Below are 18075 nucleotides of genomic sequence, written 5' to 3' on the forward strand. Positions count from 1 at the left end.
AGCCAAAGTTAAAATCGAGCCCCTGTTTTATAGCGACTTGAAAGATCGGATTTGGCTGTTGCCAGCACGGCGATTTCTGTGTAAAAGTATTAAACATTATTGGAAAAACGTTCGTTGAAATTGAGGAGGTATTCATGCTCAGAAGAATCGGATTCATAGGTCTCGGGACTGTTGGCAAGCATATGGCAGCCAATCTGACCAAAGCTAATTATGAACTCACCGTCTTCGATCTCAGCCAGTCGGCTGTTGATGACCTGAAAGCTTTGGGGGCAGGCGCTGCGACCAGCGCGGCCGAGGCTGCCAAGGGGCGGGATCTGGTAATTGCCATTGTTCCCGAAGGAAGCGAACTGGCGTCGCTGGTATTCGGAGAGCATGGCATTCTGGCGGGCATCGATCCCGGCACCATATTGGCCGACATGGGATCCCACGCACTTGAAACCACCATGAAGACAGCAGAAGAGGCGGCCAAGAAAAAAGTGATGTACCTCGATGCGCCGGTCTGGGGGAATAAAGACCATGCCGTCAATGGCCTGATGACCATTATCGCCGGCGGCGATCCTGCATTGGTGGGACGCTGCCAGGAACCCTTTTCCTATTTCGGCCTCAATGTAATCCATGTCGGCCGGATCGGTGACGCCACCAAAATGAAGTTTATCGTCAACCTCGTCCAGGCCGAACTGGTACAGGTGTTGGCTGAAGGGCTGGTATTCGGCGAGAAAATGGGTTTTACCGCCGACAGGATTCTCGAAGTGCTCGATACACGAGGCGTGGCCTCACCGCTGTTCCATCAGAAAGGGCGCTCCATGGCCCGGGGAGATTTCTCACGGAGTCTGGCGCTGAAATATGTCAACGACCAGTTGCACATGGTAATGAATGCCGCCCGTTTGACCGGCTTGACACTTCCGGCGGCGGAAGCGGCTTCCAAAGTGTACGAAGAGGCTGTCGGTCGCGGACTGGGCGAAGAAGATTTTTCTGCGGTGATAAAAGTACTGCGGAAGTAGGCTTGAGAGACCGGGGCAGTATGCTACATTTGAAGGCGTCCGATAGAGTGGGACGCCTTTTTTCTTTAAGGGATGGCAGGTTGTCCGTTTGAGCGTTTGAGCGAGCAGGGAGGAAAATCGATGGCTGCTTTATTTCGTCCGCGTCCGGTGTATGTGGCAGCTTCATGGATGGCGCCGGTCGGCCGCTACAATGGCAAGGAGAAGCAAAATCTCTCGTTTCTCGAATTGGCGGAGCGGTGCGGGGAGGTGTTCACCGGAAGTCCGGTGAGGCGCCGCGATATCGAGGCGGTTGTTGTCGGAAGTCAGAATCCGGCAGCATTCTCCGCGGTCGACAATACCGCCGCCAAAATTGCGGGTATTTTAGGCATATCCGGAGCAAAATCGGTCCTGATCGATACGGCATCGTCATCGGGAGCTTCCGCCTTTGAAAATGCCTATCTGGAAGTGGCTTCCGGGCGCAACGACCATGTGCTTGCCATCGGTATCCAGAAAATGAGCGATGTTTCGACCCAGGAATCGACCCGGATCATAGCTGGTGTAATCGATCGTGAAGAATCCGAATTCGGTCTGACCATGCCTGCGTGCGGGGCATTGGTCGCCAGGGCGCTCAAGGAGAAACTGGGGTTGTCGGATGAGGAGTGGACCGCTTATGCCGCCCTTCTGACCCAGCGCAGTCAACGGTTTGCCGCCAACAACCCCAATGCCCACCTTAACATGACGATCGAGGTGAGCGATTACTACAGCCAGATTGCCAACGGCAAAAATTACCGTTACTGGCACCCTCTCCGCTACCACGACTTCTGCCCCATGTCGGACGGTGTCGCAGCGATCATTCTGACTTCGAAACCTCAGGATGTACTGGTGAGTGGGCTCGGCAGCGCCACCGACATCCCCACCATTGCCGACCGGAACTACTTCCATTCGTTTCCGGCCACGGTGATAGCAGCCGGCTATGCCTACGGAATGGCCGGCCTCACCAACGTGCGGAAACTGACCGGAAAAATGCATGTCAACATGCACGATCCTTTCAACGGTTTTGGTCCGATCAACATGGTCGATCTGGGGATTGTCAGTCGAAACCGCCTGATGGATGCTCTTCTGGATGATACGTTGACCGGCCCGGACGGTGCTTTTCCGACGAATCTGACAGGCGGGCTGAAGGGGAGGGGCCATCCCCTGGGCGCCACCGGCATGATTCAGATCGTGGAGAATCACGCGCTGATCCGTGAAAAAGGTTTCATTGCCGGCTTGTCGCATTCGATAGGGGGGCCTATCAACAACAATGTTGTGGTGCTGCTCGAACGGAGCGACCATTTCCAATCCCGGAGGCACGAGCCGTTTAAACCGTGGGGGTTGCCATCCCTGGGAAAATTGAAGCCCAAGCGTGTATCCCTGGATGCATTGCTGGCCGGCGGAGGTTCGGTGGAGGGGGCTTTCGTGACGTCCACGGTCCGCTTCGACTACAAGACCGCCCGGCCGGAAGTGGTTATCCTGATCGTGGCCTGTCGTTTCGAAAAAACCACGTATAAATTCCTTTTCGGTATCGATGGTGAATACTATTCGCGGGTGGCAATCTTCGAGGGAGGCGATCCGGTCGCCATCGAGAGGGTTGATGGCAACATCATGATCAATCGCATTCCTGTCCGCAAGTTTTACACCCGTACCATCAATGGTCTGGTAGAACTGGCCGGGAACGGCTGGAAGCGTTTTATCGGGAAGAATCCGGGCCCGGCCACTACCCAGGAAGTTCCGAAAGAGCCTTGATTTTTTCAGTTTCAGTTGCTATGCTGATTAGCAGTCGAACTATCAGAGTGCTAATTTTTGAAAAGGAGATGACGAGATGGTTGCTCATCTGCCGGTTGTTGCGGACAGCCTGTCCCTGTATCTGGCCGAAATTCGAAAATTTCCACTGATGAGTGAGGAAGAGGAGCATCGCACGGCAGTTGCCTTCTATGAACGAAAAGAGCTGGCTGCGGCCCACGCGCTGATTACCTCCAATCTGCGCTTCGTGGTAAAGGTCGCCCATGAGTACCGTCACTACGGCCTCAAGATGCTCGACCTGATTCAGGAGGGCAACATCGGGTTGATGCTGGCTGTAAGAAAATTCAATCCGTACAAAGGCATCCGCCTGATTTCCTATGCGGTGTGGTGGATCAAAGCCTATATTCAGAATCACATCATTTCCGCCTGGAGCCTGCTCAAGATCGGCACCACACAGGCACAGCGCAAGCTTTTCTTTAAACTGCGCGAGGCCAAAAACGCGATTCTCCGGTTGAGCGACGGTGACGATGACGTTCATTTGACCGCCCAGGCACTGAACGTTTCCGATCGTGAGGTCATCGAGATGGAGCAACGCCTTCATGGTGAGTATTCTCTGGATGCCGAGCTTCCAGGGAGTGACGGCGTGACGGTTCTGGACGGTATAGCCGACGAACGGATGAATCAGGAAGAGCTGCTGTCCGAGTATGAATCGAATCACAGGTTGAAGCAGGAAGTAGCGAACATTGTTGCGGGCCTCAATGAAAAGGAGCGCTTCGTGATCGAAGCCCGGGTCACTGCGGACGAACCGATGACCCTGCAGGAAATCGCCAGCCATTTTTCCATTTCCCGCGAGCGGGTCAGGCAGATTGAGGAAGCAGCGCTGAAAAAGATGAAACAGGCTTTATTGCCTGTGATTGCAGCAGCTTGACGCCGCCGTGTCGCAGGGGGCGATGCGCCGTTTGAAAAAAAATGGCGCATTTTTTATGCACCGTGATAATATTTCTTGACAGTAATACACTTTTGCTTTAAATAACAAATTTCCGTTCGAGGTTATATTGATCGGAGCGCTGGCGTAGCTCAACTGGTAGAGCAGCTGACTTGTAATCAGCAGGTTGCGGGTTCGAGTCCCATCGCCAGCTCCACTAAAAAAAGAAATTCTCCCTGGAGGGATTCCCGAGCGGCCAAAGGGAACAGACTGTAAATCTGTCGTCAGTGACTTCGGAGGTTCGAATCCTCCTCCCTCCACCATATAAATCACCGAAAACCGGCAGCGGTCTTTGATTCCAGGAGACATTGTCGCCAGAACTGGTAAGAAGCTGCTGGACGGTTTTCACACAACTTCATCTGGATGATGCGGGAGTAGCTCAGTTGGCTAGAGCGTCAGCCTTCCAAGCTGAGGGTCGCGGGTTCGAGTCCCGTTTCCCGCTCCAGAATTTAGCCCACATAGCTCAGGAGGTAGAGCACTTCCTTGGTAAGGAAGAGGTCACCGGTTCGAGTCCGGTTGTGGGCTCCATGTCTTTTTAAACTTCAACTCTAGGCTTTACAAACCAGAATCAAGGAGGGCCTGTCATCATGGCGAAGGCTAAATTCGAGCGTACTAAACCTCATGTTAACATTGGCACGATCGGTCACGTAGACCACGGCAAGACCACTCTGACTGCAGCTATCACCAAGGTGCTTGCAGGCAAGGGTCAGGCCGAGTTCAAGGCCTTTGATCAAATCGACAACGCCCCTGAAGAGCGCGAGCGTGGTATCACCATTGCCACCGCCCACGTGGAATACGAAACCGACAAGCGTCACTATGCGCACGTCGACTGCCCCGGCCACGCCGACTACGTAAAGAACATGATCACCGGTGCTGCACAGATGGACGGCGCCATCCTGGTCGTGTCCGCCGCTGACGGCCCCATGCCGCAGACCCGCGAGCACATCCTGCTGGCCCGTCAGGTTGGTGTACCCTACATGGTCGTCTTCCTCAACAAGGCCGACATGGTTGATGACGCCGAACTGCTGGAGCTGGTAGAACTCGAAATCCGCGAGCTGCTCTCCAGCTACGACTTCCCCGGCGACGATATCCCCATCATCAAAGGTTCCGCTCTGCAGGGCCTCAACGGTGAAAAGGGCGAGCTGGCCGAGCCGGCCATCATGGCTCTGATGGACGCTGTCGACGCCTACATTCCGGATCCGGAGCGCGCCATCGACAAACCGTTCCTCATGCCGGTAGAAGACGTCTTCTCGATCTCCGGTCGTGGTACCGTGGCCACCGGTCGCGTTGAGCGCGGCATCGTCAAAGTTGGCGAAGAAGTTGAAATCGTCGGCATGAAAGCCACCGCGAAGACCACCGTCACCGGCGTTGAAATGTTCCGCAAACTGCTCGACGAAGGTCGTGCCGGCGACAACATCGGCGCACTGCTGCGCGGCGTCAAGCGTGAAGATATTGAGCGCGGCCAGGTACTTGCCAAGCCGGGTTCCATCACCCCGCACACCAAATTCAAGGCCGAAGCCTACATCCTCACCAAGGAAGAAGGCGGTCGCCACACCCCGTTCTTCAACGGCTATCGTCCGCAGTTCTACTTCCGTACAACTGACGTAACCGGTGTAGCAGAATTGCCTGCCGGCATCGAAATGGTTATGCCCGGCGACAACGTCGCCATGACCGTCAAACTGATCACCCCGATTGCCATGGACGAAGGTCTGCGTTTCGCCATCCGTGAAGGTGGCCGTACCGTTGGCGCCGGCGTCGTCAGCTCGATTGTTGAATAATAATCCATTCGCGGCGACAGGCCCTTTGTGTCTGTCGCCGCGATTACTGTATAAAGGAAAATGCAATGAGAGATATCATTACCCTCGGATGCACCGAGTGCAAGCAGCGGAATTACACCACTACCAAAAACAAGAAAACTACTCCCGGAAAACTTGAATTCAGCAAGTATTGCCGATTCTGCCGCAAGCATACTCCTCATAAGGAAACCAAATAGTCCCTGCCGTTCGATTTCAGGCTTGCAGGTCAGTAGCTCTAACGGCTAGAGCGCCGGTCTCCAAAACCGGATGTTGTGGGTTCGAATCCCTCCTGGCCTGCCATTTAATTCCAACAGGATTTGCCTGAGCACAGCGACAGAACCGCTGATTATCCATGTAGTAATCCGGGAGAGACTCGTGCAAAACGTAAAATCCTTTTTCGAATCGGTAAAAGTCGAACTTGGCAAGGTAACGTGGCCTACGCGCAAAGAGACTGTTGCAACCACTTCGGTGGTTGTACTGATCGTTCTGTTGATTTCTCTCTATCTTGGTGCCTGTGATATCGTTCTCGCCAAGTTGATGCGGCTGATACTGGGGTAAAGGAATATATATGTCCAAAAAGTGGTATGGAATTCACACGTATTCCGGCTTCGAAAACAAGGTCAGGCTCAACCTGCTTGAACGCATAAAAAACGAAGGAATGGATGAATTTTTTGATGAAATTCTGATTCCTTCCGAAACGGTGGTCGAGTTAAAGAAAGGCGAAAAGAAAACTTCCTCCCGCAAATTTTTCCCCGGCTACATTCTGGTCAAAATGGAGCTCACCGACGAAAGCTGGCATATCGTCAAAGAAACTTCCAAAGTCACTGGATTTGTCGGCGGAAATACTCCTTTTCCGATACCGGACGACGAAGTCAATAAAATCACCCGGCGGATGGTGGAGGGAGCCGAAAAGCCGAGGCCGAAAGTTCAGTTCGAAGTTGGTGAAACAGTACGGGTAATCGATGGTCCTTTCCTGAACTTTTCCGGCATTGTCGAAGATGTCAAGCCTGATAAGGGCAAGTTGCGTGTAACGGTCACCATTTTCGGCCGGGCAACTCCGGTCGAGCTGGAGTTCATGCAGGTAGAAAAGAACTAATCACTTCATTCCATATAAAGATGTAGGCATCAGGACACAAAGGAGCACGAAATGGCAAAGAAGATCACGGGGTATATCAAGTTACAGGTTCCTGCCGGTAAAGCCAATCCCTCGCCACCGATCGGTCCGGCACTTGGTCAGCACGGCGTGAACATCATGGAATTCTGCAAGGCATTCAACGCCAAGACCCAGGCTGACGAAGGCACGATCACTCCTGTCGTAATCACGGTATACGCCGATCGTTCGTTCACATTCATAACCAAAACGCCTCCTGTTCCGGTGCTCATAAAGAAGACTCTTGGTCTTGCGAGCGGCTCCGCCGTACCCAACAAAACCAAGGTCGGCAAGCTTACCAAGGCTCAGGTTGAAGAAATCGCCAAGAAAAAGATGCCTGATCTCAATGCAGCCTCTCTGGAAGCTGCCATGAGAACTGTTGAGGGAACTGCCCGTTCTATGGGCGTTGACATCGTTTAGCCATTTGCGATTTGTTTATTTACGATACAAAGAGAGGTTGCATCATGTCGAAGACAGGAAAAAAACTTACTGCGGCAGCCGAGAAAATCGATAGATCGAAAGTTTATCCCATTGCCACCGCTCTCGATGTTGTGAAAGAGGCATCTTTTGCAAAATTCGATGAGACGGTAGATCTCGCTGTACGTCTGGGGGTAGATCCCCGGCACGCCGACCAGATGGTGCGTGGCGCAGTCGTACTGCCCAATGGCCTTGGAAAAGAGGTGCGTGTTCTCGTTTTTGCCAAGGGCGAGAAGGAGAAGGAAGCTCTCGAGGCTGGTGCCGACTATGTCGGTGGGGATGACCTCGTTGCCAAGATCCAGGAAGGCTGGTTTGAATTCGATACAGCCATCGCAACACCCGACATGATGGGCGTTGTCGGCAAGATCGGCAAGCTGCTCGGGCCACGCGGACTCATGCCCAACCCCAAGGTTGGCACCGTTACCTTCGAAGTGGGCAAGGCGGTCAAGGAGTCCAAAGCCGGCAAAGTTGAATTCCGCGTCGAAAAGGCAGGGATCATTCATGCTCCGGTGGGTAAGGTCTCTTTTGATTCCGACAAGCTGAAGGGCAATGTGCTTGCACTGGTCGAGGCTCTTGTGAAAGCCAAGCCTTCCGCGGCAAAGGGTGTTTATATAAAGAAGATCTCCGTCTCCTCCACCATGGGGCCTGGGATCAATCTTGACGTTGCTGACGTAACTTCACAGCTTTAATCTTCACATAGCCAAAGTCAAAGACAGCAGGCGTGCCCACTTAATCCATCAATACTGGACCTGCCGAGACTTGGGTGTCGCGAAGCAGTTTATCGCGTTTCCTGACTTTGGCCGGGGGAAACCCCAGATACCAAAAGAAAGGAGGAAGTCGCTTGAACAAGGAAAACAAGCAAGAGTTGGTCACACAGATGCATGAGCGGCTCTCACGCGCGAAGGCTGTCTTTCTGGCAGATTTTCGCGGCATGAACGTGGGGCAGGCCACCAATCTCCGTACCGAGTTGCGGAATGCATCCGTTGAGTACAAGGTTTTTAAGAATACTTTGCTCGATCTTGCTGCCAAAGGGACTGACGTCGAATGTCTTACACCCTACTTGGCCGGTCCGACTGCTATCGCCATTTCGTATGACGATCCTGTCAGTGCCGCCAAGGTGATCAGCAAGTTTGCCAAAGACCCGCAGGGAAAGCTTGTTTTAAAAGCAGGAGTGCTCTCTGGCAAGCTGCTGGATGTAAAACAGATTCAGGCATTGGCCGATCTTCCCTCGCGGGAAGTGCTCATCGCCAAAATGCTTGGCTCCATGCAGGCACCTGCTACCAACTTCGTTGGCGTGCTCGCAGCTCTCCCGGGCTCGCTCGTTCGTGCTCTGGACGCCATACGCGCTAAAAAAGCAGGTAACTAACTTCACCATATCAGTAACTCAACATTAATTGGAGGAATATCCCAATGGCAGAAATCACCAAACAGGACGTTGTTGCTTTTATTGAAAAAATGACTGTTCTCGAACTCGCTGAACTGGTCAAGGAGCTGGAAGAAAAGTTCGGCGTTTCCGCAGCGGCTCCCGTTGCCGTTGCCGCTGCCGGCCCTGCCGCTGCTGCTGAGCCCGCTGAAGAGCAGACTGAATTTGATGTTATTCTGAAAGCTGCCGGTGCCAACAAGATCAATGTCATCAAGGTTGTGCGTGCTCTCACCAGCCTTGGTCTCAAAGAAGCCAAAGATCTCGTTGACGGCGCTCCGGGCACTGTCAAAGCCGGCATTTCCAAAGCTGAAGCCGAAGACGCCAAGAAGCAGCTGGTTGAAGCTGGCGCTGAAGTAGAAATCAAATAATTACTCTCTCTACAGAGACGTAGAAAGCCAAGGTCGCCTGGTGCGGCCTTGGCTTGTCCTGTTTAACTGTCCTCGTAGATCTTTATATATCAATAATTCCAGCCGGTTACCCTTTTCGGCCGGATGTCGCCACGAGACTCGCCAAAGGAGAAGCTATGGCTTATTCGATTGCCAACAACCACCTGTTGCGTAAAAACTTTGCCAAAATCAAGAACATCATTGATATCCCCAACCTGATTGATATCCAGAAAAATTCCTACAGACGATTTCTGCAGCAGGAAGTAACGCCGGAACAACGCAGCAATATCGGCCTTGAAGCCGTATTTCGCAGCGTTTTTCCGATCAAGGACTTCAGTGAAAGCGCCTCGCTGGAATACGTATCCTACTCGCTGAGCAAGCCGAAATATGATGTGGAGGAATGCCATCAGCGCGGCATGACCTTCGCTGCGCCGATGAAGGTCAAAGTGCGGCTGGTCATTTGGGATTCCGGCAAGGATACTGGTGTCAGGGCTATCAAGGATATCAAAGAACAGGAGGTTTACTTCGGCGAAATACCGCTGATGACCGACAACGGTACTTTCATTATCAATGGTACCGAGCGTGTTATCGTCAGCCAGCTGCACCGCTCTCCAGGCGTATTCTACGATCATGACAAAGGCAAAACCCACTCGAGCGGGAAAGTACTCTACTCCGCCAGGGTGATTCCATACCGCGGGTCATGGCTCGATTTCGAGTTCGACCACAAGGACATACTGTACGTACGCATCGACCGGCGCCGCAAAATGCCTGCTACGGTGCTGTTGAAGGCGCTCGGTTATTCCGTCGAGCAACTCCTCAACTACTATTACAAAAGTGAAGAAATCTTTATTCAGGGAGACTCGCTCTCCAAAAGCATAGACCCGGAACTGCTCACGCTTCAGAAAGCAGCCATAGACGTATGCGATCCCAAGACCGGTGAAGTGATCGTAAAGGCCAACCGGAAATTTACCAAAGCTTCGATCAAGAAAATGCTCGAGCATGGCATCGCGGGCGTCCCGGTCACCACTGACGGCATTATCGGCCGCTACGCATCGGCCGATGTCGTTGATCCGGCAACCGGCGAAGTTTTGCTTGAGTGCAACGAGGAAATTACCGCGGACAAGCTGGAGGAGATCAAGACCCGCAGCGTCTCCAGCTTCAAGCTGCTTTTCATAGACAATCTTCATGTCACCTCATCATTCCGTGACACGCTGCTGGTTGACAAAATCGGAACCACCGACGAAGCGCTCATCGAGATCTACCGGCGTCTGCGCCCCGGCGATCCGCCGACGCTCAAGAGTTCGCTGGCTTTGTTTGAAAACCTGTTCTTCAATCCGGAGCGGTATGACCTCTCTGCTGTCGGCCGCCTGAAGCTGAACTTTAAACTGGGGCTCAAAGTATGGCCCGATTGTACCGTACTCAACGCTCCGTGCATGTTCAGCACCGACGACGTCACCAGTTTCGAGGAATTGGTGAAGCTGCTCGCCGACAAGAACGGCACGTTCGCGCAATATCTGGGCACCAAGTTGCCCGGTGATTTCTATAAGACCCTGCAGAAACAGGAGCCGGGACAGCCGGTGCCGGACAAGCTCAAAGAGCAACTGCTGCATGAGCTCAACAACGTGGTGAAGGATGCTGATTTCATGCCCAAGGATGTTGCCGCCGGCTTGAGGATCAGCGAGGAAACCATCAAATTGACGGAATATATCGAAGCCGGTGGCTTCGATGAGAATCGCCGTGTCATCGAGATTCTCCGCCGCAACCGCATGATCTTTGAAGACCTGTTCGCGCCGGTTATTCAGAAGAGCCCGAAAAACGACATTCTTGAAATCGTCAGGTATCTGATCGAATTGAAAAACGGTCGTGGCACCATTGACGATATCGATCATCTGGGAAATCGTCGTGTCCGCGCAGTCGGTGAACTGCTCGAAAACCAGTACCGGATCGGGTTGGTCCGCATGGAGCGGGCCATTAAAGAGCGCATGAGCCTCCAGGAAGTGGAGAATCTGATGCCTCACGACCTGATCAACTCCAAGCCTGTCTCGGCAGTGGTCAAGGAGTTCTTCGGTTCGTCCCAGCTGTCGCAGTTCATGGACCAGACCAATCCGCTGTCGGAAGTTACCCACAAGCGGCGCCTTTCGGCTCTCGGACCTGGCGGTCTGACCCGTGAAAGGGCCGGTTTCGAGGTCCGCGACGTCCATCCGACGCATTATGGCCGTGTGTGTCCAATTGAGACACCTGAAGGCCCGAACATCGGTCTGATAGCTTCGCTCTCGACCTATGCCCGCATCAACGAGCACGGCTTCGTGGAAACTCCGTACCGGATAGTCCAGGACGGCAAACTTACCAATGAGGTGCGCTTCTTCTCGGCTCTGGAGGAAGAGGGGCATGCCATTGCCCAGGCCAATGCCGAGGTCGACAAAAACGGCCGCTTTGTGAACGACTACGTTTCCGCCCGTAAGAGCGGCGAGTTCATTCTGGTCCACCGCGACGAGATCGAGCTGATGGACGTGGCGCCGAAGCAGCTGGTTTCCGTAGCAGCCGCTCTGATTCCCTTCCTGGAAAACGACGACGCCAACCGCGCCCTGATGGGGTCCAACATGCAGCGTCAGGCCGTACCGCTGCTGCGTGCCGACTCCCCTCTGGTTGGTACCGGCATGGAGCGCATCGTGGCAAAGGATTCCGGTGTTTCTGTCATCGCCCGGCACAAAGGGGTGGTGGAATCGGTCGATGCATCCCGCATCGTCGTCAAGATCGACGAAGGGGAGCATGACGAAACCGGCACCGGCGTGGACATCTACAATCTGATCAAGTTCGCCCGCTCCAACCAGAATACCTGCATCAACAACAAACCGGTGGTAAAGGTCGGAGATGCGGTCAAGCGCGGTGATGTGATCGCCGACGGCCCTTCCACGGAGATGGGTGAACTGGCCCTAGGCCAGAACATCGTGGTGGCCTTCATGCCGTGGGGCGGCTACAACTTCGAGGACTCGATCCTTGTTTCCGAGAAGCTGGTCAAGGATGATCGCTATACCTCGATCCACATCGAGGAGTTCGAATGTGTTGCCCGGGATACCAAGCTCGGCAAGGAAGAAATTACCTCGGATATTCCCAACCTGGGTGAAGAGGCTCTCAAGGATCTGGATGAATCCGGGATCATCCGCATCGGCGCCGAAGTCAAGCCGGGCGATATCCTGGTCGGAAAGATCACTCCCAAGGGTGAGACCCAGCTCTCTCCTGAAGAGAAACTGTTGCGGGCCATATTCGGCGAAAAGGCCGGCGATGTCCGTGATACCTCTCTTACTGTTCCTCCGGGTGTCGAGGGTACGGTTATCGGGGCCAAGGTCTTTTCCCGCAAAGGCGCTGATAAGGACACCCGTACCGAACTGATCGAAAAGGCCGAAGAAGAGAAGCTTCGCAAGGATGAGCAGGACGAGATCCGCATCATCAGGGATTCGGCCGTTGGCAAGCTGATGCGGTTGCTGGTCGGCAAGACTCTGGCGGTCAAGCTGGAGAAGGCCGATGGCACCCTGATTCTGCCGAAAGGCAAAAAGATCACGGAAGAAACCCTCAAATCCCTGCCAATGGCTGACTGGAGCAGCATCTCGGTCAGCGACGACGGTGATACCGATGAGAAGGTCAGCCTGGTTCTTGACACCCTCAACCGGCAGATTGATCTGATCCACAGCGTTTTCGAGGACAAGATTCAGAAGCTCCGGCGTGGCGACGACCTCCCCCCGGGCGTGATCAAGATGGTCAAGGTCTACATCGCCATCAAGCGCAAGCTGCAGGTCGGAGACAAGATGGCCGGGCGCCACGGCAACAAGGGTGTTGTGTCCCGCATTCTTCCCGAGGAGGATATGCCCTACATGGAGGACGGCCGGCCGGTGGAGATCGTTCTCAACCCTCTGGGCGTGCCTTCGCGTATGAACGTGGGACAGATCCTCGAAACCCATCTCGGATGGGCAGCCAAGGGAATTGGCTGGAGGATCGAGGAGATGCTTCAGAAACATACCTCCGAAGAAAGCCTGAAAAAGTATCTGAAGGATGTCTACGGCGACAAGGAAACCGGTTCCTTTATCGATGGCCTTGATCGCGACGAGATGCTTAACGTCTGCCGGCGTCTGCAGCGTGGGGTTCCCATGGCATCCCCGGTATTCGAAGGGGCTTCCGAAGACAAGATCAAAGGCATGCTTGAGAAAGCAGGCTTCCACTCTTCCGGTCAGGTAACCCTGTTCGACGGGCGCAGTGGTGATCCCTTCAAGCATAAGGTCACGGTCGGGGTGATGTACGTTCTCAAGCTGCACCACTTGGTCGATGACAAGATCCATGCCCGTTCAATCGGGCCTTACAGCCTGGTCACCCAGCAGCCGTTGGGCGGCAAGGCCCAGTTCGGCGGACAGAGGCTGGGCGAGATGGAGGTCTGGGCGATGGAAGCCTACGGCGCCTCCTATGCCCTGCAGGAGTTCCTCACCGTAAAATCGGACGATGTCTCCGGTCGCACAAGGATGTATGAAGCCATAGTCAAAGGCAAGCATACCCTCGAGCCGGGTCTGCCCGAATCTTTCAACGTTCTTATCAAGGAACTGCAGTCGCTGTGTCTTGATATCGAACTTCTGGAAGGCGAAGAGGAATAGGTCGTCGCGTGAGAAGTGCCGGGCACGCGACCAGCATACTGCACACCTGCGCCGACGGCCGTTTTCGGCACTGACGCGGAGCTTCAGATAACGGAGGAGAGCATCGTGGAAGATTACTTCAGCTTTTTTGATAAACCCAAGGATCCGCTCCATTTTTCAGCAATCAGAATATCGGTGTCTTCCCCGGAAAAGATCCGTGAACGTTCTCACGGTGAGGTGAAGAAACCGGAAACCATCAATTATCGTACCTTCAAACCGGAACGGGACGGCCTTTTCTGTGCCAAGATCTTCGGTCCGACCAAGGACTACGAATGTAACTGCGGCAAATACAAACGCATGAAACACCGCGGCATCGTCTGCGAGAAATGCGGCGTCGAGGTAATTCCCTCCAAAGTGCGCCGCGAACGACTGGGGCACATCGATCTGGCCACGCCGGTCGCACATATCTGGTTCCTCAAGTCTCTGCCCTCACGCATCGGCAACCTTTTGGACATCACGCTGAAGGATCTGGAAAAGGTTTTGTATTTCGAGGCCTTTGTCATCAGCGATCCAAAAAACACTCCGATGCAGTTCTGTGAGGTCATGTCCGAGGAGAAGTTCCTGAAGGCCCAGCAGGAATACGGTTCCGACGCGTTCGAGGGGGGCATGGGCGCGGAAGCTATCAGGAACTGTCTCAAATCGCTCAACCTGGATGAACTGGCGATTCAGCTCCGGACCGATATGATGGAGTCCACCAGCGAGGCAAAGCGTAAGAAGAACGCCAAACGTCTCAAGGTGGTTGAGGCTTTCAAAACCTCCGGTAATCGGCCGGAATGGATGATCTTGGAGTGCATCCCGGTGCTGCCTCCCGAGTTGCGCCCGCTGGTGCCGCTGGATGGCGGCCGTTTCGCCACCTCCGATCTGAACGATCTTTACCGCCGGGTCATCAACCGTAACAACCGCTTGAAACGCCTGGTCGAACTGCAGGCCCCCGAAGTCATCATCCGCAACGAGAAACGCATGCTGCAGGAGGCGGTTGACGCCCTTTTCGACAACGGTCGCCGTGGCCGGGCAATTGCCGGCCCCAACAAGCGCCCGCTCAAATCCCTGTCCGACATGCTGAAAGGGAAGTCGGGCCGCTTCCGTCAGAACCTGCTGGGCAAGCGCGTCGACTACTCCGGCCGTTCGGTTATCGTCGTTGGACCCGAATTGAAACTGCACCAGTGCGGTCTTCCTAAGAAGATGGCCCTGGAGCTGTTCAAGCCGTTCATTTACAACAAGTTGGAAGAACGGGGCTTGGTAACCACCATCAAGAGTGCCAAAAAGATGGTTGAAAAGGAACGGCCCGAGGTGTGGGACGTCCTGGAAGAGGTGATCAAGGAACATCCGGTTATGCTCAACCGTGCTCCTACGCTGCACCGCCTCGGTATCCAGGCTTTCGAACCGGTTCTGATCGAGGGCAAGGCGATTCAGCTGCATCCGCTGGTCTGTACCGCCTTCAATGCCGACTTCGACGGCGACCAGATGGCCGTGCATCTGCCCCTTTCCATCGAGAGCCAGGTCGAGGCCCGTGTTCTCATGATGTCCACCAATAACATTCTCTCTCCGGCACACGGCAAACCGATCATCGTTCCGTCCCAGGATATGGTTCTGGGCGCTTACTACATGACTCGGGACAGGCTGTACGAGCCGGTGATCGACGAGAAGACCGGTAAGCCCTTTATCAACGAGAGCGGCATGCCGATGTACCGTAAGGTCAAGGGCACCGGTAAGGTCTTTGCCGGTCCGGATGAAGTCCGGATTGCTTTTGATGCCGGTGAAGTCGACATGCAGGCCACTGTCAAGGTTCGCATGAAGAACCTGACTTCCGACGAAAAGCCGCAGTTGGTGGATACTACCGTCGGAAGGGTCCTGCTGCGCGAAATTCTTCCCGATTCCGTACCCTTCAGTGCGGTTAACAGGGTCATGAACAAGAAGGAGTTGTCGAATCTGGTCGATACCTGCTACCGCATGGCCGATAACAAGGAAACGGTCATTCTCGCCGACAAGCTCAAGGATATCGGTTTCCGTTACGCCAATCTGGCCGGTATTTCGATCTGTCTCGACGACATGGTCATTCCGGAAGGAAAAACGGCCATCATTACCAAGGCCGAGGACGAGGTCAAGGAAATTCAGAACCAGTACACCGAAGGTCTTATTACCGACGGCGAGCGTTACAACAAGGTAATCGACATCTGGGCCAAAGCAACGGAAGATATTGCCAAGGAAATGCTCGACAACCTCTCCAAGGAAAGCTTCTTCGTGGATGGGGTAGGGGATCTGCAGGAGTCTTCCTTTAATGCCATCCATATGATGGCCGACTCCGGTGCCCGTGGTTCCGCACAGCAGATCCGTCAGCTGGCAGGGATGAGGGGGCTGATGGCCAAACCGTCCGGCGAAATCATTGAGACACCGATTACCGCCAACTTCCGCGAAGGACTGACGGTACTCCAGTACTTCATCTCCACCCACGGTGCCCGTAAGGGTCTGGCCGATACGGCTCTCAAGACTGCCAACTCCGGTTACCTGACGCGCCGTCTGGTCGATGTCGCCCAGGATGCAATCATTACCGAAGAGGATTGCGGTACCCTGGACGGGCTGGTCGTCTCCTCCCTTACCGAAGGTGGCGAGATCATCGAGCATATCGGGGACAGGATTCTGGGACGTGTCGCGCTCGACGATATTCTTGATCCGATCACCGGCGATGTGCTGGTGGCTGCCAACGAGGATATCGATGAAAGCCTGGTCAAGAGAATCGAGGATGCCGGTCTTGAAAAGGTCAAGATCCGTTCGGTGCTCACCTGCCAGAGCCGCCGGGGCATCTGTTCCAAGTGCTACGGCCGCGACCTGGCACGCGGACACAGCGTCAACATGGGTGAAGCTGTCGGTGTCATCGCAGCGCAGTCCATCGGCGAGCCGGGTACGCAGCTGACGATGCGTACCTTCCATATCGGTGGTACCGCTTCCCGGCACGCTGAGCAGACTTCGCTCGAAGCGCGTACGGACGGTATCCTCAAATTCATCAACCTGAACACCGTTGTGAATGCTGAGGGACACCACATCGTCATGAACCGCAATGGAGAAATTTCCATTGCCGATGAAACCGGCCGTGAGCGTGAAAAATACATGGTCGTGTACGGTGCCAAAATCAAGATCGCTCCCGGCGGCAAAGTCACCCAAGGTTCGATCCTGGCCGAGTGGGACCCCTACACCATGCCGATCCTCACCGAGTTTGCCGGAAAGGTCAAATTCGGCGACATCATCGAGGGTGTGACCATGGAGGAGCAGTTGGACGAGGTAACCGGCCTCTCACGCAAGGTTATCATCGAATCCAAGGATAGCGACAAACGTCCTCGTATCGCCATGAAGGCACTTGGCGGCGATTCGGGAGACAGCGCAACAGGCACAATCGGGCGTTATTTCCTGCCGGTAGGTGCCAATATTACCGTTCAGGACGATACCGTCATCAGTGCAGGCGATATCATCGCAAAGATTCCTCGCGAAACTACCAAGACAAAGGACATCACCGGTGGTCTGCCGCGTGTTGCCGAGCTGTTCGAGGCGCGCAAACCCAAAGACTTCGCGGTCATTTCCGAAATCGATGGCCGGGTCTCCTTCGGCAAGGATGCCAAGGGCAAACGCAAAGTGATCGTAACCCCCGAGCTGGGCGAGCCGAAAGAGTACCTGATCCCCAAAGGAAAGCATATCAGCGTCCATGAAGGCGATCATGTACGTGCAGGAGAGCCTCTCATGGATGGTTCCTCCAACCCCCATGACATACTGCGGGTATTGGGGGTCAAGGAACTGGCCAAGTATCTCGTGGACGAAGTTCAGGAGGTATACCGCCTCCAGGGCGTCAAGATCAATGACAAGCACATCGAGGTCATTGTCCGCCAGATGCTGCGTCGCGTACGCATTAAAGACGTAGGCGATACGAGCTTGCTGGTGGATGATCAGGTGGAGCGTTGGGTGTTTGAGACTGAGAACCAGAAAGTGCTGAACGAAGGAAAGCGTCCGGCCATTGCTGAACCTCTTTTGCTCGGCATCACCAAAGCTTCTCTTTCAACCGAGTCGTTCATTTCAGCCGCTTCCTTCCAGGAAACCACCAAAGTGCTGACTCAGGCTGCCATTGAAGGCAAGGTAGACTACCTGAGAGGGTTGAAGGAAAACGTCATCATGGGCCGGTTGATACCTGCCGGCACCGGTTTGTCGCGTTATCGCAGTCTCAGGATGGTTGCTGAAACTGCTGATCAGGAGCAGCTTGAAAGCTCTCTGGAAAAAGAGCCTCAAGACATTCAGGAAGCCGCTTGATCGTCGTTTCTTAGAGCCGGGGGCACAGCCAATGGTTGCGTCCCCGGCTTTTTTTGATATCCTTTTCCGGAACACAGCAATAAAAAAACGAGACTGTAATTTTTTTTGTTGACAATCGTCGCGTAGTCTA

Annotated in this window: 13 protein-coding genes and 5 tRNA genes; all 18 read left to right on the top strand. The window is 54.2% G+C overall.

What is annotated here, in order from left to right; translation table 11 throughout:
- Positions 1 to 134: 134 nt before the first annotated feature.
- The 18 genes from GSVR_RS06720 to rpoC all read left to right on the top strand — a co-directional run bounded on the left by GSVR_RS06720 (position 135) and on the right by rpoC (position 17945).
- The gene (locus GSVR_RS06720) at positions 135 to 1001 is read left to right on the top strand and encodes an NAD(P)-dependent oxidoreductase (RefSeq protein ID WP_173196983.1); all 867 of its coding nucleotides are present in this window, start codon (positions 135 to 137) and stop codon (positions 999 to 1001) included.
- A 120-nt stretch (positions 1002 to 1121) separates the two neighbouring features.
- On the top strand, positions 1122 to 2765 hold the full coding sequence (locus GSVR_RS06725) for a thiolase family protein (RefSeq protein WP_173196986.1): 1644 nt from the start codon (positions 1122 to 1124) through the stop codon (positions 2763 to 2765).
- Positions 2766 to 2841: 76 nt separating this feature from the next.
- Positions 2842 to 3690, top strand: coding sequence for an RNA polymerase sigma factor RpoH (gene rpoH / locus GSVR_RS06730; RefSeq protein ID WP_173196988.1), 849 nt, complete (start codon positions 2842 to 2844; stop codon positions 3688 to 3690).
- Positions 3691 to 3828: 138 nt separating this feature from the next.
- A tRNA-Thr gene (locus GSVR_RS06735) sits at positions 3829 to 3904 on the top strand.
- Between the two features lie 21 nt (positions 3905 to 3925).
- A tRNA-Tyr gene (locus GSVR_RS06740) sits at positions 3926 to 4010 on the top strand.
- A gap of 105 nt (positions 4011 to 4115) precedes the next feature.
- Positions 4116 to 4192, top strand: a tRNA-Gly gene (locus GSVR_RS06745).
- A 7-nt stretch (positions 4193 to 4199) separates the two neighbouring features.
- Positions 4200 to 4275 (top strand) — tRNA-Thr (locus GSVR_RS06750).
- A gap of 59 nt (positions 4276 to 4334) precedes the next feature.
- Positions 4335 to 5525: an elongation factor Tu gene (gene tuf / locus GSVR_RS06755; protein ID WP_173196990.1), complete on the top strand. Its 1191-nt coding sequence runs from the start codon at positions 4335 to 4337 to the stop codon at positions 5523 to 5525.
- A 65-nt stretch (positions 5526 to 5590) separates the two neighbouring features.
- Positions 5591 to 5740 carry a 50S ribosomal protein L33 gene (gene rpmG, locus GSVR_RS06760; RefSeq protein WP_173196993.1) on the top strand — a complete coding sequence of 50 codons (150 nt, stop codon included), beginning with the start codon at positions 5591 to 5593 and terminating at the stop codon, positions 5738 to 5740.
- Positions 5741 to 5766: 26 nt separating this feature from the next.
- Positions 5767 to 5843: transfer RNA gene (locus tag GSVR_RS06765), tRNA-Trp, on the top strand.
- Positions 5844 to 5918: 75 nt separating this feature from the next.
- The gene (gene secE / locus GSVR_RS22010) at positions 5919 to 6101 is read left to right on the top strand and encodes a preprotein translocase subunit SecE (protein ID WP_239077480.1); all 183 of its coding nucleotides are present in this window, start codon (positions 5919 to 5921) and stop codon (positions 6099 to 6101) included.
- Positions 6102 to 6111: 10 nt separating this feature from the next.
- Complete coding sequence (nusG, locus tag GSVR_RS06775; RefSeq protein WP_173196997.1) at positions 6112 to 6639, top strand: transcription termination/antitermination protein NusG; 528 nt, start codon at positions 6112 to 6114, stop codon at positions 6637 to 6639.
- A 51-nt stretch (positions 6640 to 6690) separates the two neighbouring features.
- The gene (gene rplK, locus GSVR_RS06780; RefSeq protein ID WP_173196999.1) at positions 6691 to 7113 is read left to right on the top strand and encodes a 50S ribosomal protein L11; all 423 of its coding nucleotides are present in this window, start codon (positions 6691 to 6693) and stop codon (positions 7111 to 7113) included.
- 44 nt (positions 7114 to 7157) lie between these two features.
- Positions 7158 to 7859, top strand: coding sequence for a 50S ribosomal protein L1 (rplA, locus tag GSVR_RS06785; protein ID WP_173197001.1), 702 nt, complete (start codon positions 7158 to 7160; stop codon positions 7857 to 7859).
- Positions 7860 to 8011: 152 nt separating this feature from the next.
- Positions 8012 to 8536 (top strand): 50S ribosomal protein L10, encoded by a 525-nt coding sequence (gene rplJ, locus GSVR_RS06790; protein ID WP_173197003.1) that lies wholly within the window; start codon positions 8012 to 8014, stop codon positions 8534 to 8536.
- 44 nt (positions 8537 to 8580) lie between these two features.
- Complete coding sequence (gene rplL / locus GSVR_RS06795) at positions 8581 to 8961, top strand: 50S ribosomal protein L7/L12 (RefSeq protein WP_173197005.1); 381 nt, start codon at positions 8581 to 8583, stop codon at positions 8959 to 8961.
- Positions 8962 to 9116: 155 nt separating this feature from the next.
- Positions 9117 to 13616, top strand: coding sequence for a DNA-directed RNA polymerase subunit beta (rpoB, locus tag GSVR_RS06800; protein ID WP_173197007.1), 4500 nt, complete (start codon positions 9117 to 9119; stop codon positions 13614 to 13616).
- Positions 13617 to 13721: 105 nt separating this feature from the next.
- Positions 13722 to 17945, top strand: coding sequence for a DNA-directed RNA polymerase subunit beta' (gene rpoC, locus GSVR_RS06805; RefSeq protein ID WP_173197009.1), 4224 nt, complete (start codon positions 13722 to 13724; stop codon positions 17943 to 17945).
- Positions 17946 to 18075: the final 130 nt, after the last annotated feature.

This window comes from Geobacter sp. SVR, from assembly GCF_016865365.1.
Classification (GTDB): domain Bacteria; phylum Desulfobacterota; class Desulfuromonadia; order Geobacterales; family Pseudopelobacteraceae; genus Pelotalea.

Coding starts and splice junctions, on each gene's coding strand:
- tuf (WP_173196990.1), top strand. CDS start 4,335: ATGGCGAAGGCTAAATTCGAGCGTACTAAACCTCATGTTAACATTGGC.
- rplL (WP_173197005.1), top strand. CDS start 8,581: ATGGCAGAAATCACCAAACAGGACGTTGTTGCTTTTATTGAAAAAATG.
- GSVR_RS06720 (WP_173196983.1), top strand. CDS start 135: ATGCTCAGAAGAATCGGATTCATAGGTCTCGGGACTGTTGGCAAGCAT.
- rpoB (WP_173197007.1), top strand. CDS start 9,117: ATGGCTTATTCGATTGCCAACAACCACCTGTTGCGTAAAAACTTTGCC.
- rplA (WP_173197001.1), top strand. CDS start 7,158: ATGTCGAAGACAGGAAAAAAACTTACTGCGGCAGCCGAGAAAATCGAT.
- rpmG (WP_173196993.1), top strand. CDS start 5,591: ATGAGAGATATCATTACCCTCGGATGCACCGAGTGCAAGCAGCGGAAT.
- rplK (WP_173196999.1), top strand. CDS start 6,691: ATGGCAAAGAAGATCACGGGGTATATCAAGTTACAGGTTCCTGCCGGT.
- GSVR_RS06725 (WP_173196986.1), top strand. CDS start 1,122: ATGGCTGCTTTATTTCGTCCGCGTCCGGTGTATGTGGCAGCTTCATGG.
- rpoH (WP_173196988.1), top strand. CDS start 2,842: ATGGTTGCTCATCTGCCGGTTGTTGCGGACAGCCTGTCCCTGTATCTG.
- nusG (WP_173196997.1), top strand. CDS start 6,112: ATGTCCAAAAAGTGGTATGGAATTCACACGTATTCCGGCTTCGAAAAC.